Raw genomic sequence first — 26,567 nt, 5'->3', positions numbered from 1 at the left:
ATCGTTCAATTGAAAGCTGCGAAGACATCGAAATCAGTCCAGGCGGCCCGCCCAAGGTCTGACTGTGCATTCCTGCCCGCCGCTTTGGAAATTCTGGAAACGCCCGCATCTCCCGTTCGCATCGCATTTCTATGGACCATATGTCTATTGGCAAGCAGCGCACTCCTATGGGCCTATCTTGGAAAAATCGACATTGTGGCAACGGCTCAGGGAAAGGTTCAGCCCGCCGGTCGCGTGAAGACCATCCAATCGCTGGAAAGCGGGAGGGTCAGCAGCGCAATCGCCATCAATGGCGCGCCTGTCAAAAAAGGGGATATCCTGCTCAGGCTCGATGCTGGCGAGGCGCAGTCGGATGAAACTGCACTCATAGGAAATCTAACGTCGCTGGAAGGCGAAATCGCCCGCCGCAAGGCCGTATTACAGGCAATCCGCTCCTGGCGGCTTCATTCCGACCGTAGAGAGGAAGCGGGCACTGTTCCAGATCTGCAATTCCCTCCCTCAGTGCCCCCATCAATCCGGCAACGTGAACGACAGAGGTATCGCGCCGAACTTGATGAGCTTGAAGCCGGACTGAACGTCCTTCGCGCGCAGAGCGAACAAAAGCATGCGGAAATCAGACGCTTGAAGAGGTCTGCCTCCTCACAAAGCGCCTTGATTGAAACGCTTTCAGAGCGGGTCGCAATGCGCTCCAGCCTGTTTCAGGCAAAGGTCGAAACGAAAGCTCACCTGCTTGAAACGCTGCAGGCGCTTCAGGAAGCCGAAGTGGGCCTTGCGACCTTGAAAGGCCAGTGCGAGGAGGCGAAGGCAGCACTCAAGGCGATTGAAAACGAGGCGGACAAGCTCGTGAAGAGCTATGTCAACGACAATGACAAACGCCAGTCTGAAGCGCTCCAGCGGGCGGCGGAATTGAAACAGACATTGCTCAAGGCCGAACGGCGTCGCGCGCTCATGACAATCGTCAGCCCGATTGACGGCACCGTTGAAGCTTCGGCAATCACGACAGTCGGCCAGGTGGTCACCGCCGGCACGGAACTGATGAGAGTTGTACCAGAAGGGGCCCGGCTTGAAGTTGAGGCCTATCTTGCCAATCGGGATGTCGGCTTTGTGGAAGTCGGCCAGGAAGCCATTATCAAGATTGAAGCATTTCCCTTCACGCGCCATGGAACCCTGACGGGACGGGTCACGCACGTTGCCACCGATGCCATCCCTGAACCCGACGCACGGGAAATCGAGAACAGCCCAGCCGCGGAACTGAAGAGCCTGGTGCCACTTGGTAACGTGCAACGCATGCAGAACCTGGTTTTCCCGATCACCGTTGAACTCATGGAGACAACCTTCATGATTGAGGACAGGCTCGCCACCCTCATGCCCGGCATGATCGCCACGGTGGAAATCAAGACAGGTCAACGGCGCATCCTCGAATATCTCTTCTCGCCGCTTGCCGAGATTGGCGATCAATCCTTCAAGGAACGTTGAAAGGTTCCGCCATGTGGGCGGCTGAACTGACTTGCCTGAAGCGCCCCGTTCGTGGGCCAGCTCCAGCGATATGCAGCATGATTCCGAACGTGGGAGGCGAATCACAACATCTTCTGAAGATGCCCTCCAGAAAAGGAATGCGAACCATCCGCCGAGAGCGTTCGCGCATCACCGCCGGTAGCGGAATGCGTGGTTTCGGGCAATGCTGTGAGATGAAGAGAAATGGTACGGTTGGGTGGATTCGAACCACCGACCTCAGGAGCCACAATCCTGCGCTCTAACCAACTGAGCTACAACCGCACACGTGACCGGTGACCGGCGTTCGCGTCAATACGGGCAATTGATCGCTTTTTCAAGCCAAAAGAACAAAAGAAAAAAAGACCGGGGGGAGGATCCCGGTCTTTTTTCACAAGAGACCGAAGGGAGGAGGTTTCGGTCCCACTCGGCAGCAAGCGGGAGGAGGTGCTTTCTGCCGGACTACTCAGAGCGCTAACGCCTCAGGCGACGCGCAGTTCCTTGACGGCCTTCTCGAACACGTCCTTCATGGGCTTCGCCATGGTTTCAGCAGATTTCTGCGACGTGGTCTGGAAGTCCTTCATCTGGTCGACGGCCACTTCCATGCGCTTGCGCATGAAGTTGCTCTGCATTTCGATCAGCTCGGCGAAGGAGCGCACGCCAGCCAGCGCCTCAAGATGGGCGAGATTGGCTTCCGTGCCCTCGCGCAGCGCGGCAATCGACTTGGAGGTCAGCTCGTTGCCGGCGGTCTTGGCGCTCTCGAAAGTGGCTTCGAAAGCCTTCTGGGTCTCTTCCGCGCTCGACTTCATGCGGGAATAGGCCTCTTTCGTCTGCTCGGCGCTCTTTTCGGCGAAAGCGCGGAACTGCTCGCTCGCCTGCGTCGCATCAAACGTCGGGAATTCAACGGCCCCAGTGTCCTTCTGCGTGGTCTTGGTCATATCCGCGATCCTTTGGTTCTCGTTCATGGTGGCCTCTCCTTGGATGGCGCTCACCGATAATTCATGACCGGTATATAGCATCGATCTTTGTGCATTGCAACATCTTTGCTGCACTGCAACATGCTCATCGCTATAACCGTCGCTGCAATTAACCAATCGCGGAGAATTCGCAGCATCAGGGCCTTAGAGTTTGTGGACCTCGCGGCCACATGCTTTTATTAATAAGGCGTTAACATCGTTATCGGGATGCCGCGTTCTGCGGTTGAGGATGGCAGCCCGATGCTGTTTGAAACGATGCGGTTCTCCCGGCCAGCGATTCCCGGCCGGGCGCATACAGGATAATTGTTGGCTCGTTTGAATGGCGTCTGTCTCATACTCCTTCGTTGACATTGCGGTGCTGGACCGGGTGCGTGAGCGCTTCGCAGCGGGCGATGCGCTGCTCGTCCTGTCGCGCGCGCTCGACACCGTGATCTGGGCGAACGGCCCCGGCGCGGCCCTGATCGGCTATCGCAACATCGAAGAGGCCATCGGGGCCGAGAGCAATCTTTCGGCAACGACCCGCCGGCAGATCTCCGCCACGCCCGGCTTCCCCCGCATTTCGGGAGAACGCACGGTTGGCACGCGGCTTGGCCGCGGCATGCGCGCGCCGGTCGTCAATCTGGAAGCATCCACGATTTCCCTGCCCGGCGGCGAGCAGGCCATTCTTCTGGCCCTCAAGGCCACATCCATGCGCATGCGCGACGATGCCTTCCGCGCCACGGCGGCGGTTGAGGGCTTCGATGCGGCAGACCAGTTTGCGGCGCTCGTCGATGAGAACGGCCTCGTCGCAGCCTCCTCCAGCGGCTTCCAGAAACTCGGCATCGAGCGCGAGACCCTGCGCGCGCTCGTTGACGAAGTGCGCGACGAGACGGATCGCCTGGTCAAGCGCATGGTCGAAGGCGGCGCGCGCCAGCGCCCCGCCGCCATTGCCAAGCTGACCGACGAGCCGGCATGGCACCTTCTGGTCGTGGTGGACGAACAGAACGCGCCGCTTCAGGAAGCGCCTGCTGCTCCGACCGTGACGACCATGCCCGACGACGCCCCCTCCCCGCTCGTGGAAGAGCCGGCTGCGGATGCTCCGGCTGCGGATGCCCCGGCGGCGCAGACCACAGCGCATGACGATGCGCCGACAGAGACACTGGCGACCGAAGCGGACGCCGCGTCTGCACCGATTGCGCCCTCTGCCGCGCAGGAAAACAACGTCGCCTCCACCATGGAGACGGTAGAGCCCGAAGCGCAGGAACCCAGGAAGACGCCGCAGCGCGAGCGCCCGAAGGGAACCGTGCGCTTTGCATGGCGCACCGATTCGGAAGGCCGCTTCACCGCCCTGTCCGATGCCTTTGCCGAGGCCATCGGGCCAGCGGCAGCCGACGTGATGGGGCGACGCTTCCGCGATGTTTCGAATGCCTTTGGCCTCGATCCCGATGGCCGCATCGCGACCCTTCTGGAGCGCCGCGACACCTGGTCCGGCCGCACCGTCATGTGGCCGCTGGAAGGCACGGACCTGAAAATTCCCGTCGACCTTGCAGCCCTGCCGATCTATGGCCGCGGCCGCGTGTTCGAAGGCTTTCACGGCTTTGGCCTTGCCCGCATGGGCGATGCCGTAACCGATCCCGAGGGCATCGGGCTGGTGCTCATTCCCGGCGCGCCGCTTCCGACCCGTCCTGTGGAGAGTGCCGAAACGCCGCCTGCACCGGAAGCCGGAAGCAGCGAAACCGCGCTGCCGGAGACACCGGAAGCCGAGGAAGAGCCAGTCGTTGAAGCACCCTTTGACGCCGACTTGCACGACGCCCCTGCGGACGAGGCGGAAGAGCCCGCTGATGCGGAAACCGAAGGCGAGCCGGAAGCACCCGTCAAGATCATCAATCTCTCGGAGCACCGCACCGCGCCTGCGAAGGAAAACGGACTTTCGCCGAGCGAAGCAACGGCCTTCCGCGAGATCGGCGCACGTCTGCGCGAAAACAGCGAGCAGACTTCCGATGCCGGCAAGGTCGCGGCATCTGAGACGACAGACGAAGCACCTGTTGAAGACCAGCCCGCCGCCCCCGCCGTAAAAGGCACGGTAACGGAAGACAGCGCGCCGGAAGGAGAAGCGCCGTCACACGAAGCCGAAGAGGCAGCACCCGACGATATCTCTGCAGAAACAAACGAGCCGGTAGCGGAAAGCGCCGCTGAGGACGAAATGCCGGTTGAGGACGTTCACGCGCCTGAGCCTGAACTGACGGCAGACGACGGGGCATCGTCTTCGGGCGAAGCCGCGCATCCCGAGACGACCGAAGCAGTGGAAGCAGTCGAAGGAGCCGAAGCCCGGCCGACGGCAGAAGAAGCGGCGACGCCCGTTTCCACCGCCCCGGTTGTGCCCTCGGCCTTCTTCGAAAAAGCCGCCGATGACCGGGAAGAGACCAGCCTTCTGGCCGGTCTCCCGTTGCCGATCCTCATCCATGCCGGCGACACGCTGCACTTTGCCAATCGCGCCTTCTTCGACCTGACCGGCTATGCCGATCTGGACGCGCTTGAAGAAAACGGCGGCATTGGAGCTCTCTTCCCCGAGAGCTACGAGGTTTCACACACGCCGGCAGACGCGCAGGCACTCACGCTCAAAACGGCGCAGGGCGTCGAGCATGATGTGCATGCGCATCTGCAATCCGTGCCATGGCGCACGGGCAAGGCCCTTCTGCTCGCCCTGCAACCGGTGGAAGCCGAAACGACAGAGCCTGCGCAGGAAGCCGTCGCCGCGCCGCTTTTGAGTGAAGCTCCGGCGGAGACCGGACAGACTGCTGAATTGCAGATGCATCTGGCCGAAATGCGCGCCATCGTCGACACGGCGACCGATGGCGTTGTCATCATCGACAATGACGGCCATGTGCGCTCCACGAACCAACCGGCCGAAGCGCTGTTCGGCTTCGATGGCGAGGATGTGGCGGGCAAGCCCTTCACGGCCCTCTTTGCCATCGAGAGCCAGAACGCCGTGCGCGCGCATCTGGAAAGCCTTTCCGACAATGGCGTTGCGAGCGTTCTGAACGACGGGCTGGAAGTCATCGGCCGTGAAGCGCAGGGACGCTTCATCCCTCTGTCCATGACCATTGGCCGCCTGCCGCACGAAAGCGGTTTCTGCGCGGTTCTGCGCGACATCACCCAGTGGAAGCGCGCCGCTGAGGAACTGACCCAGGCGCGCGCCGAGGCCGAACGCGCCTCCTCGCAGAAGACCGAGTTTCTTGCCCGCGTCAGCCATGAGATCCGCACGCCGCTCAACGCCATCATCGGCTTTTCCGAGCTGATGATGGACGAGAAGTTCGGCCCCATCGGCAATGACCGCTATCGCGACTATCTTCGGGACATCAACCGGTCCGGCAATCACGTGCTCGATCTGGTCAACGATCTGCTGGACATCTCCAAGATCGAGGCCGGCGAGCAGGAAATGCACTACGAGGCCGTCTCGCTGAACGACATTCTGGGCGAGACCGTCGCCATGATGCAGCCGCAGGCCAACCGCGAGCGCGTCATCATTCGTTCGAGCTTCGCCTCCAACCTGCCCGATGTGGTGGCCGATCCGCGCAGCGTGCGTCAGATCGCCCTGAACCTGCTCTCCAACGCGGTTCGCTACACCGCTGCCGGCGGCCAGGTGATCGTTTCCACCGCCTACAGCGCGGATGGAGCCGTCGTCATGCGGGTGCGCGACACCGGCATCGGCATGAACCCGGCTGAAGTCGAGGAAGCGCTGAAACCCTTCAAGCAAATCAACAGCTTGAAGCGCAAGCGCGGTGACGGAACCGGGCTCGGCCTGCCGCTGACCCGCGCCATGGTGGAAGCCAACCGCGCCGCCTTTGCGATCCATTCGGTTCCCGGCGAAGGCACGCTTGTCGAGGTTTCGTTTCCGCCGACGCGCGTTCTCGCCGATTAGGCCTGCCCGCCAGGAAAACACGGAAAACATGATAACCGCAGTTTAGAATACTTCTAAACTTATGATATTGCTTGCATTTTCCTTGACGGTTGCGAAAATTTTTACGACAAGCCTCCTCGCTGGATGGTCAAACCCGGCACTTTCCATGGGACCTTGAACCCCACAGGCTAGGAGACAGAAATGCTGACCAAGAAATTACTCGCAGCCCGCGCAGGTCTCGCCGCGCTTGTTGCTACCGGATCGCTCGCCGCCACGCTTCCTGCCGCACAGGCCGAAGGCACGGTGAACATCTATTCCTACCGCCAGCCCTTCCTCATTCAGCCGCTGCTGGACGCCTTCACCGAGAAGACCGGCATCGACACCGAAGTCCTGTTCCTCAACAAGGGGCTTGAAGACCGCATCGCAGCCGAGGGTTCCAACTCCCCCGCCGACGTGATCCTCACCGTGGATATCGGCCGCCTGATGAACGCCAAGGAAAAGGGCATCACCCAGTCCGTCGAGGACGAGACGGTGAATTCCGAAATTCCCTCCGAGTTCCGCGATCCGGAAGGCAACTGGTTCGGCGTCACCACGCGCGGCCGCGTGATTTATGCTTCCAAGGACCGCGTCGAGCAGGACACGATCACCTATGAAGAGCTCGCCGATCCCAAGTGGAAGGGCAAGATCTGCATGCGCAGTGGCCAGCACAACTACAACATCGCGCTGTTCGCCTCGATGATCGCCCATCACGGCGAGGAGAAGGCCGAGGAGTGGATGAAGGGCCTGAAGGCCAATCTGGCCCGCAAGCCGAACGGCAATGATCGCGGACAGGCGCAGGCCATCTTTGCCGGCGAGTGCGATCTCGGCATCGGCAACACCTACTATGTCGGCATCATGATGAACAACGACAAGGAGCCGGAGCAGAAGGAATGGGCCGATTCGCTCAAGGTCCTGTTCCCCAATTCCGGTGACCGCGGCACGCATGTGAACATTTCCGGCATGGCCATGGCCAAGCACGCACCGAACCGCGAACAGGCTCTTGAGCTGATGCGCTTCCTGGGCAGCGCCGAGGCACAGGCGATCTACGCCGAGACCAACTATGAATATCCGGTCCTGCCGGGCGCGGAAGTCTCTGAAACGGTCCAGTCTTTCGGCGAAATCAAGCCGGATAGCCTGCCGCTCGCAGAGATCGCCAAGCACCGCAAGGCAGCCTCCGAGATGGTCGACCGCGTCGGCCTCGACGATGGCCCGGCCAGCTGATCTTTCCATGAACCGCAAAGCCGGGCCTTGTTCGAGGCCCGGCTTTTTGCTTTCTGCCGGAACGAGTAGCATATTCGAGTTCCGGTACACGGCGTCATGACATCCTATCACACACCGACAGCCCCGCTTCGCGAACGCCGCTTTCCCCGCATCCGGGGCGAGCGACACGGCTTTGCGCTTGCCGGCAGCGTTGTCATCGCGCTTGCCGTTCTCCTGCCGATCGCCACGATCCTCTATGTGGCTCTGACCGGCTCCGGCGAGGCGTGGCCGCATCTTCTGCGCTATGTGCTTCCCCAGTCGCTCGGCACCACGCTTGCGCTGCTCGGCCTCGTGGCGCTTGGCACATCCGTCATCGGCGTCGGGTCCGCATGGCTGGTGGTCGGCTATGATTTTCCACTGCGCCGGCTTCTTGCCTGGGCGCTGGTCCTGCCGCTCGCCGTTCCCACCTATCTGGCGGCCTACGCCTTCGGCGAGTTCTTCCACTATGTCGGGCCGCTGCAGACGGCCGTGCGCAGCATTTTCGGCTTCACCAGCGCACGTGATTACTGGTTTCCCGACATCCGCTCCACCTGGGGCGCGGCGCTGGTGGTGACCTCCGTCACCTTTCCCTACGTCTATCTGACAGCCCGCGTCGTGTTCCTCATGCAGGGGCGCAACATCGCCGATGTGGCGCGCACGCTCGGCGCGCGGCCCTCGCGCGTGTTCTTCCGCGTTCTCCTGCCGGTGGCGCGCCCCGCCATCATCGCCGGCCTGGCTCTGGTCATGATGGAAACGCTGAACGATATCGGCGCGGTGGAATATCTGGGTGTGCGCACGCTCACCCTCTCCGTCTATTCCACCTGGCTCAACCGGGGCAGCCTGGAGGGCGCAGCCCAGATTGCGGCTGTCATGCTGATCATCGTCTTTCTGCTGCTGACGGCAGAGCAGTGGGCGCGGCGTAAACAGCGCTTCCACAGCGCCCGCGCCACACAGATGCATGTGCGCCCGCCGCGTGTTCCGCTCGCCGGCGCACGGGGCTGGCTGGCAACCTTCGCGCTGTCGCTTCCCATCCTGTCCGGCTTCGGCGTGCCGCTCTTCATTTTCGGCGGTTATGTCTCCCGCCGCCTCTACCAGTTCGCCGAACCGCAGATCCTTCAGGCTTTCCTCACCAGCGTTGCGGTTGCAGGCGTGACGGCCCTCCTCACGGTCTTCATCGCGCTTCTTCTGCTCAATGCGATGCGCCTCTCCCGCTCGGGCTACACGATAGTTCTGGTGCGTCTTGCCTCCGTCGGCTACGCCCTGCCGGGCACGATCCTCGGTCTCGGCCTGCTCCTCTCTCTCGCCGCCATCGACAACACGGTCGACGGCGTTGTGCGCAGCTATACCGGTCTTTCGACCGGGCTCCTGCTCACCGGCACCGCCGCCTCCATCGTGATTGCCTGCACGATCCGCTTTCTGGCGCTTGCCGAAAGCGCGATCCGCTCCGGCCTTGAAAAGCTGCCGCCCAATCTGGATCAGGCTGCCCGCAGCCTCGGCAAGACGGCAAACCAGAGCGCCTTCACCGTGCTCCTGCCGCTCCTGAAGCCGGCCATCCTGACCGCCGCCATTCTCGTCTTTGTCGACACGGTGAAGGAGCTTTCGGCCACCATCCTGCTGCGGCCCTTCGGCTTTCACACGCTGGCCACCCATGTTTATGAAAACGCCTCGCGCGGCGCGGTGGAAGATGGCGCGGTGGCCGCGCTGCTGATCATCGCAACGGCAATCGTTCCGGTCATTCTTCTGTCCGGCCCGCTCATGCGCGACCGCAACGCCTGACCGCAAAAAATCACGAAACACAGGCCAAAAAAAAGCGCCCGAAAGGGCGCTTGAAGGATCTTGTATGCTGTCAAAAACGGGGCTTGGCGAACATCTGTCTAACAGTCGGACCCTGTGTCCGGCTCGTCAAGTTAGCCGACACTATCGCGGCTATCTCTTAACAGAACCTTACCTGGTTACCGACAAGTTTACGCTTCTGTACCACCTGTGAATTCTCGGTAAATATCGGCTTTACCGATCCTTAACCATGCGCCCGCCCTTCAGCTGCGAAGAGCGGGAATATCCCGGTAGAGATCGAGCGCCTCGGGATTGGCGAGCGCCTCCTTGTTCTTCACCTCGCGGCCATGCACGATGTCCCGCACCGCGAGTTCGGTGATCTTGCCCGACTTGGTGCGCGGAATGTCGCTCACGGCCACGATGCGCGCCGGCACGTGGCGCGGGCTTGCGCCGGTCCGGATCTTGGTGCGGATCGTCTTTTCCAGCGCCGCGTCCAGCTCCACGCCCTCTGCCAGCCGGACGAACAGCACGACGCGCACATCGTCTTCCCAGTCCTGGCCGATGCAGATCGCCTCGAGGATTTCTGGCAGCTGCTCCACCTGATTGTAGATCTCCGCCGTGCCGATGCGCACGCCGCCCGGATTGAGCGTTGCGTCGGAACGGCCATGGATCACGATGCCGCCATGCTCCGTCCACTCGGCGAAGTCGCCATGGCACCACACATTGTCGAACCGGTCGAAATAGGCTGCGTGGTATTTCTCATCCTTCGGATCGTTCCAGAAACCGAGGGGCATGGCCGGAAAGGCGCGCGTGCAGACAAGCTCGCCCTTGCCTTCGACAAGCGGCTTGCCCTCGTCGTCCCAGACCTCGACAGCCATGCCAAGGCCGGCTGCCTGGATCTCGCCAACCCAGACCGGGAGCGTCGGCACGCCGAGCACAAAACAGGACACAATGTCCGTGCCGCCGGAGATCGACGCCAGATGCACGTCCTTCTTGATCCCCTCATAGACGAAGGAGAAGTTCTCCGGCGCCAGCGGCGAGCCGGTCGAGGAGACCGTGCGAACGGTCGACAGGTCGTGGCTTTCCATCGGCTTCAGATCCGCCTTGCGGACCGCATCGATGAACTTGGCCGACGTGCCGAAATAGGTCATGCCCTCGGCATCGGCATAGTCGAACAGGACATTGCCATCGGGATGGAAGGGCGAGCCGTCATAGAGCAGAAGCGTGACTTCCGACGCCAGGCCGCTCATCAGCCAGTTCCACATCATCCAGCCGCAGGTGGTGAAGTAGAAAAGCCGGTCGCCCGGCGCCAGCCCGGCATGAAGACGATGCTCTTTCATGTGCTGAAGCAGCGTGCCGCCAGCCGAATGCACGATGCATTTGGGAATGCCCGTCGTGCCCGACGAAAACAGGATGTAGAGCGGATGCGAGAAGGGCAGACGCTCGAATGAAACCGGCGCAGCCTCATAGGCTGCAATCGCATCGCTGAACGCGTCCGCCCGGTCGATTTTTGCGGCGGCTTCCGTAGCGTTGCCCAGATAGTCCACGATCAGCGCCTGCTTCACGCTCGGCAGTTTTTCGAGCACGGCAGCCGTCTTTTCCGACACGTCGAACGATTTGCCGCCATACCAGTAGCCATCCGGCGCGATGAAGATCATCGGTTCGATCTGGCCGAACCGGTCGAGAACGCCCTGCGCACCGAAATCGGGAGAGCACGAAGACCACACCGCCCCCAGAGAGCTTGCCGCCAGCATGGCTGCCAGCGTCTCGGGCATATTCGGCATCATCGCCGCAACACGGTCTCCGGCCTTAAGGCCGCGATCCCGGAAGAGCTGCTGGAGCTTTGAGACCAGATTGCGCAGCTCGTCCCAGGAGAGACGGCGCTCATCCTTGTCTTCGCCGCGAAACACCACCGCATCACCGTCACCGCTCTTGCGCAGGAGATTTTCGGCAAAGTTCAGCGTCGCGTCGGGAAAGAAGGAAGCCCCCGGCATCCGGTCGCCATCGACCAGTACGCGCTCGCCCCTGTCGCCGATCACGCCGCAGAAATCCCACAGCAGCGACCAGAACCCCTCACGATCCTCGACCGACCAGGCATGCAGGGCCGCATAGTCGGGCAGGCGCTTTCCGGTCAGCGCTTCGGCGCGCTCCGCGAAAGCCGTAATCGGAGCTTCCTTCGTGCGGGTTTCGGATGGCGTCCAAAGCGGCTCGGCTGCACTCATGCTTTCCTCCTAAAGGCCTTTACGGCAATCGCACCCCTTATGCATTTCCGCTCGTCCTGCGGCAATGGTCTCGTTTGAAACAGCGAGGCGACCCGGCCGTTTCCTTCCGTTTGCGGCATAAACCGGCAGAAAGCGGTGCAATATCCGGCAGACGCGCGACAAATCCTTGAATTGCCATACGCCATGTTTAAACCCGTAAGGAGTTGTGAGGTCGCGGTTTGTCGGCCTGATTGCGTCGTGCTTGACGCCAACCTGTGATAACAGCGTTTTGCACTGGCATCGGGCGTTTCAAACCGGTGCGCAAAGCGCCAGGGATGAGGTTCCATGCCCTCGCCGGCAGTAAAGAAAAGCATTTGGGCACTGGCCATTGCCGCTCTGATCGCGGTGGTGGTGATCCTGTGCCTGCCAATCCTGGCCTCAACCCAGATCGTCCGCGACAGCGTCGCCCAGCAGGTGAGTGCGTGGAGTGGATACCGCGTGCGGCTCGACGATGCGCCTGAAATCCGCGTCTGGCCCTCCTTCAAGGCCGTTCTGAACGATGTCGTCCTGTCCAACTGGAATGGCGACGGGCAACCCGCCGTCATGGAAGCAGAGCGGGTCGAGATCGACCTTTCGGCGCTGGCCGCCCTGCGCGGCGAAGTGGTGTTCACCAAGATCCGCCTCGTGCGCCCCGTGGTGCGGCTCGATGAGAGTGGCGGCGTCATGCGCATTCCGGCCATTCCGAAGTGGGGCAAGCTTGCTCAATCGGTCGAGGCAACGCGCGGCCTGATCCAGGCCAATCCCGCAGAGCCCGACACAAGCGCCCTGCCGAACGACAGTTTCGCAACGGTGGAAATCGTGGACGGGCGCGTCATCGTGCTCAACGGCGTCAATCGCCCGCCGGTCTTGAGCAGCGTCACGGGAACGCTCAACTGGCCAGCCCTCGACCGCTCCGCAACGCTCTCCGCCAAGGGCATCTGGCATGGCGAGAGCATCGCCGTGGAAGCCTCCAGCGCAGAACCGCTGATCATGCTCGCCGGCGGCAAGACCAATGTTTCCCTCTCGGTCAACAGCGCGCCACTGACGCTCTCCTTCAAGGGACAGGCGGACATTGTCGGCAACGCCTTCCTGCATGGCACGCTGGAAAGCGCGGCCCCTTCCCTGCAGCGCGTTCTCGAATGGACGCTGCTCGAGGACTGGCCCGGCAGCACCATCAAGGCAGCCAAACTGAAAAGCACCATTACCGGCGACGCCACGCGGGTGAAGTTCGAGAATGCCGAATTCAATCTCGGCGACAGCAGCGCCCGGGGTGTGTTCGACATCGCCTTCACCGACCCGCACCCCACCGTTTCCGGCACGCTGGCTTTCAATGCGCTGGATCTGGGCGTGCTTCTGAACACGCTGGCGCCGGAGCCAGACACAGCCGCCCCACCGGCCGCCCCCCCGGCCGCTCCGTGGGCGCGTGACCTGAACTTTGACCTGCGCCTTTCGGCAAATGAAGCCACGGCAGGTTCCGTCTCGATGACCGATATTGCCGCCACCGCGCAGGTTCGCGACGGGCTGGTGAGCCTCGACATTTCCGACGCCACCGCCTTTGGCGGCATGCTGCAGCTCGGCATTCGCCTCGACAGGGTGGAAGGCCACAATCAGGCAGAGCTTCGCATCACGGCTGAAAACCTCAATGGCGGGGCAATGGCCGAGAAGCTGCACCTCACCAGCTTCATGCCCCGGGCCCCCGGCTCCTTCTCCGTTTTCCTCAAAGGGAAAGGCGAGACGCTGGATGAAATCCTTGAGACCTCCGACGGCTCCATTTCAGCCAGTTTCGGCGAAGGCACCGTGCCCGGTCTCAACCTGGAATCCTTCCGCGAGCACAATGACAAGGGCTCCTTCTTCCCACTGACCGAGATCGCGGATGGCGAACTGGCTATCGACGGGGCGGAACTCAAGGCAACCCTTGCCGGCGGCATCGCATGGATCGACACCGCCGAGGCGAAGCTGGAGACGGGCGAGACCATCACGCTGGGCGGGCTCATTCCCTTCGCCGGTCGCGGCATCGCCCTTTCCGGCAGCATCTTGCCGCCCGAAAGCGACAAGCCGGTTGATGAGAACGGCGAAGAGGCTTCCGGGGAAAGTGATCCCCGGGAGACCTTCTTCATCGGCGGCTCGTGGAACGCCCCGTTCATCGCACCGTTTCTGATCGAGTAGATCGCAGAAGACAAAGGCTCCCGACGCATCTGCTGCGGTGGCCCTGCGTAGCGAGCGGGGATATCTTCCCGCTCGACTGATCATCTCACATGAAAGAGACAGGCCCGCCCCATCCGGCCAACTCTACGCATGCCTAGGCTGTGATGCGCGCGGCGGCCTGTTCGTCGCGGCGGCGCTGCACTTCCTGCCGCTTGGTGATGACGGAGGCGATGATAACGCCGGTCGCCACAATGCCGATCAGGATGGTGCAGACCGCATTGATTTCAGGCGTCACGCCCAGCCTGACCTGGCTATAGATCTTCATTGGCAGCGTGGTTGCACCCGGACCGGAGGTGAAGCTTGCGATCACCAGATCGTCGAGCGACAGGGTGAACGCCAGCATCCAGCCGGAAACCACAGCCGGCATGATGACCGGCAGCGTGACCTGAAAGAACGCCTTGAGCGGCGTTGCGCCGAGATCGAGCGCGGCCTCTTCCAGAGACTGGTCGAAGCTCATAAGCCGCGACTGCACCACCACCGCCACGAAACACATGGAAAAGGTGATATGCGCAATGGTGACGGTGAAGAATCCACGGTCGAAATTGATCGCCACGAAGAGCAGCAGCAGCGACAGGCCGGTGATGACTTCCGGCATCACCAGCGGCGCGAACACCATGCCCGAGAAGAGCAGCCGGCCGCGAAAGCGCGTGTAGCGGGTGAGCGCGATGGCCCCCATCGTGCCGAGCACGGTCGCGACCGTGGCCGAAAGGAAGGCGACACGCGCCGTCACCCATGCCGCGTCCATCAGGCCGCGATTGGAAAACAGCTCCACATACCATTTGGTCGAGAAGCCGGACCAGACGGTGACAAGCCGCGACTCGTTGAACGAGTAGACCACCAGAAGCACGATCGGCAGGTACAGAAAGGCAAAGCCCAGCACCAGCGACACGATGTTGAAACGTCCCCAGCTTCCAGCCATCTCTACCTCCCCGCCTCACGCGAGCGCGCCTGCGACCGCTGGAACAGCATGATCGGCACGATCAGGATCAGAAGCAGGATCACCGCCACCGCAGACGATACGGGCCAGTCGCGATTGTTGAAGAACTCGGTCCACAGCGTCTTGCCGATCATCAGCGTCTGCGAACCGCCCAGAAGATCGGGAATGACGAACTCGCCCACCGCCGGAATGAACACCAGCATGCAGCCGGCAACGACGCCCGGCAGCGAGAGCGGGAACGTCACCTTCCAGAACGCCGATGTGCGCGAGCAGCCAAGGTCGCGCGCAGCCTCGATCAGCGATTCGTCCATTTTCTCCAGCGTCGAGTAGAGCGGCAGCACCATGAACGGCAGGTAGGAATAGACGATGCCGATATAGATGGCGGTCGTGGTGTTGAGGATGATCAGGGGCTCGTCGATAAGGCCGGTGAACATCAGGAACTGGTTGAGCAGCCCCTCGGGCTTCAGAATGCCGATCCACGCATAGACGCGGATCAGGAAGCTGGTCCAGAACGGCAGGATCACCAGCATCAGGAGCGTCGGGCGGATCGCGGCCGGCGCGCGCGCCATGCCGTAGGCAATGGGATAGCCCACGGCCAGCGTGATCAGCGTCGAGACGCCGGCGATCCAGATGCTCGACAGATAGGCGTTCGTGTAGAGCGGATCGTCCAGCAGCCAGAAATAGTTGCCGAAGGACAGCGTGCGCACCTTCTCGATCAACCCCGAAATGCCGTCTGCCAGATCGAAGGCCGGCATATAGGGCGGCATGGAGAGCGCCGGTTCCGACAGCGAGATCTTGAAGACAATCAGGAACGGCGCAAGGAAGAAGACGAGCAGCCAAAGATAGGGAACGGCAATGACCAGACGGGCCGCGATGGCGGAGAGGAAACGAGCCATCGCCGCCTACCGCGTCAGCACCACACCGGCATCCGCCGGGAAGGACACCCAAGCCCGGTCATGCCAGGTCAGAACGTCTTCCACCGCACGCCGCCGGTTGATGCTGCTGGCCTTGACGATGCGCCCGTCATCAAGCTTCACATGGTGGATGGTCATGTCGCCGAGATAGGCGATGTCCCAGACCTCGCCTTCCACCGCGTTCACCGCGCCATCCGGGCGATTGCGCGAAATGTCGATCTTTTCGGGCCGGACGGCGAACCAGACGGTCGCCCCCTGTTCGGCGCCCGCCCCGTTCATGACGGAAAGTTCGAAACCGGATGCATCGGCGATCCGCACCTTCTCCCGGTCGGCCGCCGTCACCGTTCCCTCGAACATGTTGATCGAGCCGACGAAGTCGGCGACGAAGCGCGAATTCGGCGCTTCATAGATTTCAGCCGGCGTCGCCACCTGGATGACCTTGCCCTTGTCCATCACCGCGATGCGGTCGGCCATGGTCATCGCCTCTTCCTGATCGTGCGTGACGACCATGAAGGTGAGGCCGAGATCATATTGCAGATCGATCAGCTCGAACTGGGTTTCCTCGCGCAGCTTCTTGTCGAGCGCGCCCAGCGGCTCATCCAGAAGCAGGAGCTTTGGCCGTTTCGCAAGCGAGCGGGCAAGCGCCACGCGCTGCCGCTGACCGCCGGAAAGCTGATGCGGCTTGCGCTTGGCGAAGGGCTCCAGCTTGACCAGTTTGAGCATCGCGGCCACGCGGTCGGCGATCTCGTCCGCCGGCATCCGGTCCTGCTTCAGACCGAAGGCGATGTTCTTCTCCACCGTCATGTGGGGGAACAGCGCATAGGACTGGAACATCATGTTGACCGGCCGCTTGTGCGGCGGAATGCCGGAAAGGTCCTGCCCGTCGAGGAGGATGCGGCCCGAAGTGGGCTGCTCGAACCCCGCAAGCATGCGCAGGAGCGTGGTCTTGCCACACCCCGACGCGCCCAGGAGCGCGAAGAACTCGCGCTCATAGGTGTTTAGCGACAGGTCATCGACCGCCGTGAAGTCACCGAACGTCTTGGTCACGTTCTCGAAAGAGATATAGGGCTTCGCCTGGGGGTCGGCCCAGGGCGCGAAGCTGCGACGTGTGCTGCCGAGCGACTTCATCGGCGGTCCCCTGCCCTGTAGCGCCTTACTGGCCGGTCACAACCTTGGTCCACATGCGCGTGACCTGACGCTGCGTGCGCATGTCGTAGGGCAGCGGAGCCTTGAGCTTGGCCATGGTCGCCTCATCCGGATAGACAGCCGGATCGCCGACCACCTCTTCGTCCATTTCCGCCTGGGCAGCCTTGTTGCCATTGGCGTAGACGACATAATTGGAAGCCTTGGCGATCACGTCGGGACGCATGATGTAGTTGAGGAATTCATGCGCCTCGTCGACATGCTTGGCATCGGCGGGAATGGCCATCTGGTCGAACCACAGCATCGCGCCCTCTTTCGGGATCGCATAGCCGACCTCGACGCCCTGATCGGCCTCCGCCGCACGGTCACGGGCCTGGAACACATCACCCGAATAGCCAAGCGCCAGGCAGATGTCGCCATTGGCCAGACCGTTGATGTATTCCGACGAATGGAACTTGCGCACAAAGGGGCGAACCGCCATCAGCAGTTCCTCGGCCTTTGCGAGTTCTTCAGCCGAAGGCGTGTTCGGCTCAAGACCCAGATAGATCAGTGCGGAGCGCACGACCTCACTGGCGGAATCGAGCATGTAGATGCCGCAATCCTTGAACTTCGCCGCCAGTTCCGGCGTGAACATCACATCCCAGGTGTCGATCTTGGAAGTGCCGAGGATTTCTTCGGCCTTGCCGACATTGTAGCCGACGCCGGTGGTGCCCCACATGTAGTTGATGGAGTACTCGTTGCCCGGATCGTAGACCGCGACCTGCTCGTTGATCATGTCCCACATGTTGGAGAGGTTGGGCAGCTTGTCCTTGTCGAGCTTCTGGAACACGCCGGCGCTGATCTGGCGTCCGAGGAACTCGCCCGACGGCACCACAACGTCATAGCCCGAACCGCCAGCCAGCAGCTTGGTCTCAAGAATTTCGTTGGAATCATAGACGTCGTAGACGACCTTGATGCCCGTTTCCTTGGTGAAATCCTCAAGGATGGAATCGTCGATATAGTCCGACCAGTTGTAGACATTGACGACGCGGTCCTGCGCGCCGGCAGCCGTGGAAACGGCAATCGCGGCGAGTGAGACGCAGGAAGCAAGAAGGGTCTTACGAAGCATGAAATCTCTCCCTTGGGGACTGTGTTTGCCGCGGTTCAAATCACCGCCGGCACCCGCATATTTGGGTTCAACCCTATTGTCGTTTCCAAACTGCGACAAGCGGGATTTTTCTGTTTCAGCTCAAAGATAAGTGGTGCGTTCGAGGGGCGTGATCTCGCTCCAGAAGGCGATGATTTCCGCCCGCTTCAAATCACGATAGACCTTTGCCAGAAGCGGCCCCAGCGCGCGCTCCATGAAGCCGCTTCTGGAGGCGAGCTGCAACGCGTCATCCATGTCGTCGGGCAGCTCACGGCCAAGATCCGCCGTCTCGTCATAGGCGCTTCCCTCGACCGGCGGCGGCGGCTTCGCGCCGCTCTCCATGCCCTCCATCATGCCTTGAATGATGGCGGCCATCACCAGATAGGGATTGGCGTCCGCGCCGGAGATGCGATGCTCCACCCGGCGGTTCTCTTCATTGGAAACCGGAATGCGCAGCGCCACCGAGCGGTTGTTCTCCGCCCACACCGCATGGGTCGGCGCGTAGGAGCCGGGCGTGATGCGACGGAACCCGTTCCACGTGTTGATGTAGAGAATGAGCGATTCCGGCATGGTGTCGATGAGCCCCGCCACCGCCGAAAGCAGCCGCGCCTGCCCCTCATCCCCCGCAAACACGTTTCGCCCCTCACCATCCAGCATGGAGGTGTGCACATGCATGCCATTGCCCGCATAATCGATGAAGGGCTTGGCCATGAAGGTGGCCGTCAGCCCGTGCGCACGTGCGCAGCCCATCACGATCCGCCGCAGGAGGATCACATCGTCAGCGGCCCGGAGCGGATCGGAGCGATGCTTGAGATTGACCTCGAACTGGCCGGGCGCCGCCTCCTTGATGATCGTGTCGATGGGCAGGTTCTGCGCGTCCGCCGCATCGCGGATCATGTCGAACAGCGCGGCGTTCTCGGCGAGATCGTCGAGCCCGTACATGCGCAGACGATCCGGCCCCTCGCCCGCCCCAAGCGGCGTCGGCATGCCGGCGGCATCCTGCTTCTCGGGGTCGAGCAGATAGAATTCGAGCTCGAAGGCCGCCACGGGGAAGAAGCCGCGCGCATTGGCCTCGGCCACCTTGTGCTTCAGCACCTGGCGCGAATCCGCCATGAAAGGCTCACCCTCGGGGGTGAATGTCTGCAGGAGCACCTGCGCCGTCTTGCGCCTCGCCCATGGCACGATGGAAAGCGATCCGCGCGTTGCGCGGCAATAGCCGTCCTTGTCGCCGGTTTCGATGTGCAGGCCCGTCTCCTCCACCTCGCGTCCCCAGACATCGAGCCCGTGCAGCGACATGGGAAAGTTCACGCCCTCCTGAAACGCCTTTTTGAGGCTGTCGCCCGGCGCCCACTTGCCGCGAATGACGCCATTGGGATCGACAATCAGGAATTCCACGGCCTCAAGGTCGGGATGCTCCTCCACGAAGGCGCGATATTCGGCCTCGTGCTCGGGCGAGATAAAATCCCCCATCGCCTCCGCTCCGTCTGTTGAAATTCCTCCCCCGGACGCTGGCGCTATGGGAGAACTGTGCTTACGGTCGTGGTCGGTGACGCTTTCGGGACGATTCAAGATTGACCTGCATCTTCGTTGCGGATGACGAAGCGTGCGCCGCAAATTTGGGCCTTGTCAATGGCGGGAGAGCGCCGGTCGGCACGCTTGCAGGGCATCTGATCGAGGGGAGAAGGCAATGAAAGCAGCATGGTATGAGCGCAATGGGGCAGCCCGCGACGTGCTCGAACTGGGCGACATGCCGACGCCCACGCCCGGTCCCGGCGAAGTGCGCGTGCGGCTTGCCACCTCCGGCGTGAACCCGTCGGACGTGAAGGCGCGGCGCGGCCGGCCGCTCAATGCCGAACGCATCATCCCCCACAGCGATGGCGCTGGCGAGATCGACGCCGTCGGCCCCGGCGTGGACCATGGCCGGGTCGGACAGCGCGTCTGGATCTGGAATGGCCAGTGGCGACGCCCCTTCGGCACCGCCGCCGAGATGATCACGCTGCCGGAAGCGCAGGCCGTGCCGCTTCCAGCCAATGTGGATTTCGCCGCCGGCGCATGTCTCGGCATTCCCGCCCTCACCGCCATTCATGCCGTCAATCTGTTCGGCGATGTGCGTGGCAAGACGCTGATCGTCATCGGCGCCGGCGCTTCGGTCGGCCATTATGTCACCCAGATCGCCAAGGCGCGCGGCGCGCGTGTCATCGCCACCGCCTCCGCCTCCCGCGCCGCCCATGCACGCGCTGCCGGCGCGGACTTCGTGATCGACTACAAGGCCAAGGACGTGGCCGCCACCGTGAAGGGCCTCACCGCCGGCAAGGGCGCGGACGGCCTGATCGACATGGACCTCTATTCCACCACCTCGATCATCTCCAATGGCGCGCTCGCGCCGCACGGCAAGATCGTGTGCTACGGCTCCAGCATGCAGGGCGACATCCCGGTTTCCTTCCCGACCCTGTTATGGAACAGCCTCACCCTGCAGGTCTTCGTGGTCTACGAACTACTTTCCAAAGACCGGGAAACAGCCATCGCCCAGCTCACCACGATGCTTGAGAAAAACAGCCTGAAACACGCGATCGGCGAACGCTTCGCCCTGCGCGACATCGTTGCAGCCCACGAAGCGGTGGAACGCGGCGACATCATTGGCAATGTGATCCTGGACATCGCCTGACACGCATCGCGCTCTACTGAAAATCGAAAGCGCTCAGCCCCGTCACCATCTCGTCGAGCCCCAGCGGCCGCGTGACCGGCGGTTCGGCGCGGGCGAGACAGCCGGCGCGCTCGCACAGGCGGCACGCCGGCCCGACCGGTGTGAGCGCATGGGTGGGCGCAGCTCCCGCCTTGCCCGGCGCACCCGGCAGCGCATCGCCATAGACGACACCGTCACGAAAGCCGAGATCGCACCCCAGCAGAAGCGCCGTGCGGCGCGGGCGCTCCGCAAACGAGCCCTGCGGCCCTTCCAGCGTGCGCGCCATCGTCAGAAATTCCGCGCCGTCGGGCATCTCCACCGCCTCGACGAGGATCTGGCCCGGCTGGGCAAAGGCAGCGTGAACGGCAAGCTTTGGACAGCCGCCGCCGAAACGCGCCTGCGGAAAGCCCTGCGCGCCTGCCTTGCGGAAGCGGTTTCCCGCATGATCCACTTCGAGCATGAAGAACGGCACACCCGATGCGCCCGGGCGGGCCAGCGTGGTGAGCCGGTTGGCCGCCTGCTCGAACGAAACCCCGAAACGCGATTTCAACACGTCCACATCGTAGCGCGCGCGCTCGGCAGCCGACAGAAACGCCTGATAGGGCATCATCAGCGCATGCGCCGCATAGCGCCCGAGTTCGAACCGGGCCAGCCGGCGCGCCTCATTGCTTGAGAGCTTCAGCGCCTCGATCTCCGCCGCAATCGCCACCGACATACGCAGGAGACACGCCTCCATGGCGATCTCGCGCAGCTGATCGGCCGGCGAAAGCCGCTCCGAGATGAAGAGACGCTGCGAATGCCGGTCATAGCGCCGCCGCCAGTTCGGCATGGTCGCCACCGGCAGCACCCGCACCACGATGCCGTGCTCCTGTTTCAGCCAGCCCCGGATCGCGCCGGAAAGATCATCCCCCGGCCCCATAAGCCCCATCTGCCCCATGAGCTTGTGAAAGCTCTCCGCCTCTTCCTCTATGGCCGGGAAATGGTTGCCATGCCGCTCAAAGGTCTCGCGCACCTCGTCCATCGGCAGACGCGTTGCCGAAATGGCGGTGGTGCGCCCTTCCCGCGCCAGCATTTCGGAGAGGTCGGACATGCGGTCGGCCTGTTCGCGATAGGCGCGGTAGAGCTTGACCAGCGCCGCAGCCGCATTGGGGGCGGCTTCCGCCACATCCACAAGCTCCTGCTCGCCCGGCAGCTCGCCCACCAGAAGCGGATCGGAAAACACTTCGCGAAGCGCGGCAAGCGACAGGCCGGTCTCGCCCTGCAACTCGTCGGGATCGACCTTGTAGACCGAGGCCAGCTTGAGAATGAGCGACACGGTGAGCGGCCGCTGGTTGCGCTCGATCAGGTTCAGATAGGAGGGCGAAATGCCCAGCCCCTCGGCCATGGCCGTCTGGGTCAGACCCTTGGCGGTGCGTACCCGCCTGATACGGGCTCCGGCGAATATCTTCTGATTGGCCATGGTCGGCCCCCTTGTTTTCTGCGTCCCCGGCGAGGCGCGACCGTTCCGGCATGGATCCCCGGGTCAAGCCCGGGGATGACGAAGAAGGAGTTCCACGAAGCCATCCTGCTCTGACGGTGGATCATGCGAACCATAGCCGACTGGATCAACGCCTGTGCCTGAGCCTGAGCCGACCCCGTCTTGTCCTTCGTCCCCATCGTCATCCTCGGGCCTGACCCAAGGTTCCATGCCTGAACGACCACGAAGCCATCCTGCTCTGACGACAAAGAAGGCGAACCGGATCCACCCGCTTCAAAATCTGCCCCTCCCCGTCGTCATCCTTGGGCTTGACCCAAGGATCCATGCCAGAACGGCCACCATTTTACACGCCTTTACAAAACGACCCCACAAACTCGTCCTTACATCTTTTACAAATTTACACGCCCGTCCTGTCAAAATCCAGACATGCTGACACGAAAATACCCCACAAAACCCGGTTTTCTCTCCGCTTTCGCTGCGGCGCAATGTAAATCCTGTAACGAAAGCGGGGCACAGAAGCATCACGCCAGACAGCCCCTACCGCGAAACAGATCCTGTACGGAGGCAATAATGACGGATTTTTACAACCTTGTTCCCAGCGCTGCGGAAGGTCGCTTCGATGGCATCGAACGCCCCTACACGCCGCAGGATGTGCAGCGGCTGCGCGGCTCGGTTACCGTCCGTCACACGCTGGCCGAGGAAGGCGCAAAGCGCCTCTGGAAGCTCATCCACGAAGAGGACTTCGTCAACGCGCTCGGCGCGCTCTCGGGCAACCAGGCCATGCAGATGGTCCGCGCCGGCCTGAAGGCGATCTACCTCTCCGGCTGGCAGGTCGCCGCCGACGCCAACACCGCTTCGGCCATGTATCCGGACCAGTCGCTCTACCCGGCCAATGCCGGCCCGGAGCTCGCCAAGCGCATCAACCGCACGCTTCAGCGCGCTGACCAGATCGAGACTGCGGAAGGCAACGGCCTTTCGGTCGACACATGGTTCGCTCCGATCGTGGCGGATGCGGAAGCCGGCTTCGGCGGCCCGCTCAACGCCTTCGAGCTGATGAAGGCCTATATCGAGGCGGGCGCTGCCGGCGTCCACTTCGAGGACCAGCTCGCATCGGAAAAGAAGTGCGGCCACCTGGGCGGCAAGGTTCTGATCCCCACCGCGCAGCATATCCGCAATCTGGATGCCGCGCGTCTTGCAGCCGACGTCATGGGCGTGCCGAGCCTGGTCATCGCCCGCACGGATGCGGAGGCCGCCAAGCTGCTCACCTCCGATATCGACGAGCGCGACCAGCCCTTCGTCGATTACGAGGCAGGCCGCACGGTCGAGGGCTTCTACCGGGTGAAGAACGGGCTCGACGCCTGCATTGCCCGCGCTGTCGCCTATGCGCCGCACACGGATTTGATCTGGTGCGAAACGTCGAAGCCGGATCTTGAGCAGGCGCGCAAATTCGCCGAGGGCGTGCACAAGGCGCATCCGGGCAAGCTGCTCGCCTACAACTGCTCGCCGTCCTTCAACTGGAAGAAGAACCTGGACGACGCCACCATCGCCAGGTTCCAGCGCGAGCTGGGCGCCATGGGCTACAAGTTCCAGTTCATCACGCTGGCCGGGTTCCATCAGCTCAACTTCGGCATGTTCGAGCTGGCGCGTGGCTACAAGGACCGGCAGATGGCGGCCTATTCGGAGCTGCAGGAAGCGGAGTTCGCCGCAGAGGCCAACGGCTACACGGCCACAAAGCACCAGCGCGAAGTCGGCACCGGCTATTTCGACGCCGTGTCCATGGCCATCACTGGCGGCCAGTCTTCGACCACCGCCATGAAGGAATCCACCGAATCTGACCAGTTCCGCCCAGCAGCGGAATAACACCAACGGCAAATCGCCGGGAAAGGAGAACGGAAATGACACCGAACACCCGCGTCAAGGAACGTGCAGAAGAGCAGGCAAGCGCCATGTCTTCCGACCAGCAGGCCATCATCCGCATGGTGGCAAACGACCTGCACCGCCTCAACCAGTCGGTCATGAAAGCGGTCGATTCCGGTGTGTCCGTCGAACTGGTCCGCTCGGCGCGTCATCATGGTGGAGAAGGCAACTGGGGAGATCTGTTGGTGCCTGTCATCGTCACCAACCGTCTGGCTGGCTCCTGACACCAGCCTGATTGATCTCCCGTCAAGCGCCCGCGCACTGTCTCCTGCGCGGGCGTTTTTTCTTGAATAGAAAACGGTCATTCGATCTTGTGATCAAACAATACAAATATCTGAAATCCCAATCTAATTTCCGGTTATTTCTTGAAAAAAACTGGTTTTACCAACAAGAAACAGGCACATAACAATTCTGACTTATTTGTAACTTGACATTTCAACCGCGGTGACATTCATTCCCGTCATATTTCAACCGGGCATTGAATTTCTTATTCTAACCGTGGGCGAAGACATGATGGCAGACAGACCTGTAACCGATCAGCCGACCATCGATGCATGCGAGGCGGTCTCCAACAGCTGCGTTGCAGATCTGTCCCAGGCACTGGTTGTCGCCTCATCTCCGGTGAACAGGATTGTGCTCTCGCGCATCGCGCAGCGTGCCTATCTGAAGGCCAATGCGCTCGAACCCGCCGAGGCAACGCGCATCCTGTCTGCCCCGACACCGCTCTCCCGGCCCGGCGTGGTGATTGTCGACATCGACGCGCAGACACGCGCCACCAGCGAACTGTTCACCCATCTGGAAAGCCACCGCCGCGCCTCCCCGCGCGGCCTGCCGCTTGTCATCACCATTGTCGCCTCGCGCCACAAGGACACGCTGGCCGAATCACCCGTGGACGCCCGGGTCGTGCGCCCGGTCACGCCCGAGGCATTGCAGCCGGTCATCGACCGTCTTGTTGCGGGTGTGCAATCCTGACGCGGGGCCTTCCCTTCCCTTCACGCCCACGTCTATACTCACGCATCCAACCAACGATCCCTGGTGTTTGATGCCTGACAGGAAAAAGCTAACCCGCCGCAACGGTCGAGGTAACTCCGTTCGTGCGCCCGCATTTCTGAAAAACCTTCGCGGTGTGAAGGACTGGAAGCAGGTTTCCGCCTGGCTGGAATGGCGCGGCATCGAAGACATCGAGTGCATCACGCCCGATCAGGCCGGTGTTGCGCGCGGCAAGATGATGCCATCGAAGAAGTTTACGTCCAACACCTCACTGGCGCTGCCTTCGGCTGTCTTCATGACAACGATCTCCGGCGAATATCCCGAAGATGGCGGTGACTTCGTCTACCCGGAGGATGACGGCGACCTGAAGCTTCTGCCCGATCTCTCCACGCTCTCTTCCGTTCCGTGGGAAAGCGACCCGACGGCGCAGGTCATCTGCGACCTCGTCCATCAGGATGGGCGCGATGTCGCCTTCAGCCCGCGCAACGTTTTGAAGCGCGTCGTCGCCGAATATGCGAAGCATGGGCTCAAGCCCATCGTCGCGCCGGAAATCGAGTTCTATCTGGTCGACAAGAATCCCGACCCGGACTACCCGCTGACGCCCCCGGTCGGCCGCTCCGGTCGCCCCATTGGCGGCGGTCAGGGCTATTCCATCGCCGGCGTGAACGAGTTCGATGAGCTGATCGACGACATCTACCACTTCTCCGAGGCGCAGGGCCTGGAGATCGACACACTGATCCACGAGGAAGGCGCCGGCCAGCTCGAGATCAACCTGCGTCATGGCGATCCGATCGAGCTTGCCGATCAGGTGTTCATGTTCAAGCGCACCATTCGCGAAGCGGCGCTCAAGCACGACACCTACGCCACCTTCATGGCCAAGCCGATCCAGAACCAGCCCGGCTCCGCCATGCATATTCACCAGTCGGTGGTGTCGCTCGAGACCGGTCACAACGTCTTCTCCGACGAGAATGGCGAAGAAACGGAGATGTTCCGTCATTTCATCGGCGGGCTGCAGCGGCACATTCCCAATGCGCTCATCATGCTTGCGCCCTATGTGAACTCCTATCGCCGCCTGACGCAGGGAACGGCGGTGCCCGTCAACACGCGCTGGGGCTATGACAACCGCACCACCGCCTTCCGTGTGCCGCGCTCCGACCCGGCGGCGCGCCGCGTGGAAAACCGCATCCCCTCGTCCGACGCCAATCCCTATCTGGCGCTGGCTGCCTCGCTTGCCTGTGGTCTCGTCGGCATTCTGGAAAAGAGCACGCCCGATGCGCCGGCCGGCAAGGCGGTCAACCAGGATGAGATCGAGCTGCCACGTGGCCTTCTGGAAGCCGTCGCCCTTTTCGAGGACGACGAGCCACTGAAGGAAATGCTGGGCGCGCCCTTCGTCTCGACCTTTGCCGCCATCAAGCGGGCCGAGTTCGAGACCTTCATGAAGGTCATCAGCCCCTGGGAACGGGAATATCTGCTTCTGAACGTCTAGAGCGTCTCCGCTTTTCGTTGAACCGCGAAAACGCCCTGAATTATTGATTT

18 protein-coding genes and 1 tRNA gene are annotated in these 26,567 nt (G+C 62.2%); 10 read left to right on the top strand and 9 right to left on the bottom strand.

Going from position 1 to position 26,567, the window contains the following annotated elements; translation table 11 throughout:
- The first annotated feature begins 9 nt into the window (after nucleotides 1-9).
- Nucleotides 10-1,476, top strand: a complete 1,467-nt coding sequence (locus JYP46_RS01155; RefSeq protein ID WP_210346548.1) for an HlyD family type I secretion periplasmic adaptor subunit — start codon at nucleotides 10-12, stop codon at nucleotides 1,474-1,476.
- 223 nt (nucleotides 1,477-1,699) lie between these two features.
- Here JYP46_RS01155 and JYP46_RS01150 read toward each other — a convergent pair.
- Nucleotides 1,700-1,776 (bottom strand) — tRNA-His (locus tag JYP46_RS01150).
- A 197-nt stretch (nucleotides 1,777-1,973) separates the two neighbouring features.
- A complete protein-coding gene (locus tag JYP46_RS01145; RefSeq protein WP_206547413.1) occupies nucleotides 1,974-2,429 on the bottom strand; it encodes a phasin in 456 nt (151 codons plus the stop codon).
- Nucleotides 2,430-2,787: 358 nt separating this feature from the next.
- Between JYP46_RS01145 and JYP46_RS01140 the strand changes: the two genes are divergently transcribed.
- The 3 genes from JYP46_RS01140 (at nucleotide 2,788) to JYP46_RS01130 (ending at nucleotide 9,402) form a co-directional block, all read left to right on the top strand.
- The gene (locus tag JYP46_RS01140) at nucleotides 2,788-6,369 is read left to right on the top strand and encodes a PAS domain S-box protein (protein WP_206546992.1); all 3,582 of its coding nucleotides are present in this window, start codon (nucleotides 2,788-2,790) and stop codon (nucleotides 6,367-6,369) included.
- Nucleotides 6,370-6,549: 180 nt separating this feature from the next.
- A complete protein-coding gene (locus tag JYP46_RS01135) occupies nucleotides 6,550-7,608 on the top strand; it encodes a Fe(3+) ABC transporter substrate-binding protein (protein WP_206544643.1) in 1,059 nt (352 codons plus the stop codon).
- Between the two features lie 96 nt (nucleotides 7,609-7,704).
- Nucleotides 7,705-9,402, top strand: a complete 1,698-nt coding sequence (locus JYP46_RS01130) for an ABC transporter permease (protein ID WP_206546991.1) — start codon at nucleotides 7,705-7,707, stop codon at nucleotides 9,400-9,402.
- Nucleotides 9,403-9,662: 260 nt separating this feature from the next.
- On the opposite strand, the gene JYP46_RS01125 is transcribed toward JYP46_RS01130, so the two are convergent.
- Entirely contained in the window at nucleotides 9,663-11,621 is a 1,959-nt protein-coding gene (locus tag JYP46_RS01125; RefSeq protein ID WP_206546990.1) for an acetoacetate--CoA ligase, read from the bottom strand.
- A 324-nt stretch (nucleotides 11,622-11,945) separates the two neighbouring features.
- Here JYP46_RS01125 and JYP46_RS01120 point away from each other — a divergent pair, with 324 nt between their 5' ends.
- Nucleotides 11,946-13,805, top strand: coding sequence for an AsmA family protein (locus JYP46_RS01120; RefSeq protein ID WP_206546989.1), 1,860 nt, complete (start codon nucleotides 11,946-11,948; stop codon nucleotides 13,803-13,805).
- Nucleotides 13,806-13,938: 133 nt separating this feature from the next.
- Here JYP46_RS01120 and JYP46_RS01115 read toward each other — a convergent pair whose 3' ends face one another.
- The 5 genes from JYP46_RS01115 to JYP46_RS01095 all read right to left on the bottom strand — a co-directional run bounded on the left by JYP46_RS01115 (nucleotide 13,939) and on the right by JYP46_RS01095 (nucleotide 19,434).
- Nucleotides 13,939-14,763 carry an ABC transporter permease gene (locus JYP46_RS01115; RefSeq protein WP_113154234.1) on the bottom strand — a complete coding sequence of 275 codons (825 nt, stop codon included), beginning with the start codon at nucleotides 14,761-14,763 and terminating at the stop codon, nucleotides 13,939-13,941.
- Nucleotides 14,764-14,765: 2 nt separating this feature from the next.
- Nucleotides 14,766-15,677: an ABC transporter permease subunit gene (locus JYP46_RS01110; RefSeq protein ID WP_206546988.1), complete on the bottom strand. Its 912-nt coding sequence runs from the start codon at nucleotides 15,675-15,677 to the stop codon at nucleotides 14,766-14,768.
- A gap of 6 nt (nucleotides 15,678-15,683) precedes the next feature.
- Complete coding sequence (locus JYP46_RS01105) at nucleotides 15,684-16,823, bottom strand: ABC transporter ATP-binding protein (protein WP_113154232.1); 1,140 nt, start codon at nucleotides 16,821-16,823, stop codon at nucleotides 15,684-15,686.
- 25 nt (nucleotides 16,824-16,848) lie between these two features.
- Nucleotides 16,849-17,946 (bottom strand): polyamine ABC transporter substrate-binding protein, encoded by a 1,098-nt coding sequence (locus JYP46_RS01100; RefSeq protein WP_113154231.1) that lies wholly within the window; start codon nucleotides 17,944-17,946, stop codon nucleotides 16,849-16,851.
- A gap of 120 nt (nucleotides 17,947-18,066) precedes the next feature.
- Nucleotides 18,067-19,434: a glutamine synthetase family protein gene (locus JYP46_RS01095; protein ID WP_222473802.1), complete on the bottom strand. Its 1,368-nt coding sequence runs from the start codon at nucleotides 19,432-19,434 to the stop codon at nucleotides 18,067-18,069.
- 217 nt (nucleotides 19,435-19,651) lie between these two features.
- On the opposite strand from JYP46_RS01095, the gene JYP46_RS01090 reads away from it, so the two are divergent.
- The gene (locus JYP46_RS01090) at nucleotides 19,652-20,629 is read left to right on the top strand and encodes an NADPH:quinone reductase (protein ID WP_113154229.1); all 978 of its coding nucleotides are present in this window, start codon (nucleotides 19,652-19,654) and stop codon (nucleotides 20,627-20,629) included.
- Between the two features lie 13 nt (nucleotides 20,630-20,642).
- On the opposite strand, the gene JYP46_RS01085 is transcribed toward JYP46_RS01090, so the two are convergent.
- The gene (locus tag JYP46_RS01085) at nucleotides 20,643-22,106 is read right to left on the bottom strand and encodes a helix-turn-helix domain-containing protein (protein WP_113154228.1); all 1,464 of its coding nucleotides are present in this window, start codon (nucleotides 22,104-22,106) and stop codon (nucleotides 20,643-20,645) included.
- Between the two features lie 588 nt (nucleotides 22,107-22,694).
- Between JYP46_RS01085 and aceA the strand changes: the two genes are divergently transcribed.
- The 4 genes from aceA to JYP46_RS01065 all read left to right on the top strand — a co-directional run bounded on the left by aceA (nucleotide 22,695) and on the right by JYP46_RS01065 (nucleotide 26,517).
- Nucleotides 22,695-23,984 (top strand): isocitrate lyase, encoded by a 1,290-nt coding sequence (aceA, locus tag JYP46_RS01080; protein ID WP_206546986.1) that lies wholly within the window; start codon nucleotides 22,695-22,697, stop codon nucleotides 23,982-23,984.
- Between the two features lie 35 nt (nucleotides 23,985-24,019).
- Nucleotides 24,020-24,265, top strand: coding sequence for an SMc00767 family acetate metabolism repressor (locus JYP46_RS01075; RefSeq protein ID WP_113154226.1), 246 nt, complete (start codon nucleotides 24,020-24,022; stop codon nucleotides 24,263-24,265).
- A gap of 289 nt (nucleotides 24,266-24,554) precedes the next feature.
- Entirely contained in the window at nucleotides 24,555-25,013 is a 459-nt protein-coding gene (locus JYP46_RS01070; RefSeq protein ID WP_210344126.1) for an ANTAR domain-containing protein, read from the top strand.
- A 70-nt stretch (nucleotides 25,014-25,083) separates the two neighbouring features.
- Nucleotides 25,084-26,517 carry a glutamine synthetase family protein gene (locus JYP46_RS01065; RefSeq protein WP_113154224.1) on the top strand — a complete coding sequence of 478 codons (1,434 nt, stop codon included), beginning with the start codon at nucleotides 25,084-25,086 and terminating at the stop codon, nucleotides 26,515-26,517.
- Nucleotides 26,518-26,567 lie beyond the last annotated feature (50 nt).

Origin of the sequence: Nitratireductor aquimarinus (assembly GCF_017255295.1) — a bacterium.
In the GTDB taxonomy this organism is placed as follows: domain Bacteria; phylum Pseudomonadota; class Alphaproteobacteria; order Rhizobiales; family Rhizobiaceae; genus Nitratireductor; species Nitratireductor aquimarinus.
The sequence above is the reverse complement of the archived record's forward strand: the minus strand, read 5'-3'. Positions and strand labels throughout refer to the sequence as shown.